Genomic DNA, 1,405 nt, shown 5'->3' on the forward strand with positions numbered 1-1,405 from the left:
AAAATGAAAAGGATGTGGTTTAAGTGGGGAAAATAGATGTGGAAGAAAAGATTCAAGCTATTAAACGATATGTTGAAGGTAAAGAAAGTCTTGGTGAGATCGCTCAATCTATCGGAATTGACAAGAGTGAAATTCGCTATTGGGTACAGCGATATCAATACCACGGAGAAAAGGGTTTTAAGAAACCCTGTACAAGTCATTCTGTACAATTTAAACTGGACGTAATTCATTATATGGCTGATGAGCATACGTCCCTCAGAGATACCGCTGCCCGCTTCAACTTACCGCACCATTCCACGCTTAGAAGATGGGTAAATGCGTATAGAGAAGAAGGGACGGACGCCTTGTCACCAAAAGAAAAGAGGCGTCCATCCATGAAACAAAAACCAGAAAATAAGAAGAATCCATCTGTTTCTGAAAAAGAATTACAAAAAGAAATTGATTTCTTAAGAATGGAAAATGAGTATTTAAAAAAGTTGAATGCCTTAGTTCAAAACAAGGAAAAGTCAGCAAAGAAGACAAAGCACAAGTAGTCTTTGAACTAAGGCATAAATATCCCGTGAAATCACTCGTGAAGCTCGCAGGCATTCCACGTAGCACTTATTATAATGTATTGGCACGTATGAATCAGCCGGATCGGGACGCAGATTTGAAAGCTGAAATTAAATCGATTTATAAGGAGCATGAAGGGCGTTATGGCTACCGACGTATCCGTGATGAATTGGCAAATCGCGGGCTCAAGGTAAATCATAAAAAAGTGCAGCGTATCATGAAAGAACTTGGGTTAAAATGCTTAATACGCATGAAAAAATACAAATCGTATAGAGGTAACGTAGGTAAAACTGCGCCAAATATTTTAGACCGTAAATTTGTGGCAGACGCACCAAATAAAAAATGGGTAACCGATGTGACAGAGTTTAAATTATTCGGTGAGAAGCTATATTTATCGCCTGTATTAGACTTGTTTAATGGTGAAATCATTACCTATAAAATTGGCTCCAGACCAACCTATTCACTTGTCTCAGAGATGCTGGAGCACGCCCTAGAAGTTCTCCCTGATGAACACCAATTACTGATGCATTCGGATCAAGGCTGGCATTACCAAATGAAACAGTATCGTCACGCTCTGGAATCAAGGGGAATTGTCCAAAGTATGTCTCGTAAGGGGAACTGTTACGATAATTCGGTGATGGAAAATTTCTTCGGGATTATGAAGTCGGAATTTCTCTACTTAAAGGAATTTGAAAGTGTGGAACAGTTTAAATTAGAATTAGAAAAATATATCCATTACTATAATACGAAACGGATAAAGGCAAAATTAAAAATGAGTCCGGTCCAATACCGAACTCATTTTGAGCAAGTTGCCTGATGAAATAATCGTGTCTAACTTTAAGGGGTCACTTCA

General features: G+C 38.4%; 1 protein-coding gene. It reads left to right on the plus strand.

Annotation, left to right across the window (positions count from 1 at the left end; genetic code table 11):
• Positions 1 to 23 precede the first annotated feature (23 nt).
• A protein-coding gene (locus tag CSV79_RS16510) for an IS3 family transposase (protein ID WP_369825002.1) occupies positions 24 to 1,369 on the plus strand; the annotation gives its coding sequence in 2 pieces (ribosomal slippage) (positions 24 to 468 and positions 468 to 1,369; 1,347 coding nt in all).
• Positions 1,370 to 1,405 lie beyond the last annotated feature (36 nt).

Origin of the sequence: Sporosarcina sp. P13, from assembly GCF_002743055.1 — a bacterium.
In the GTDB taxonomy this organism is placed as follows: domain Bacteria; phylum Bacillota; class Bacilli; order Bacillales_A; family Planococcaceae; genus Sporosarcina.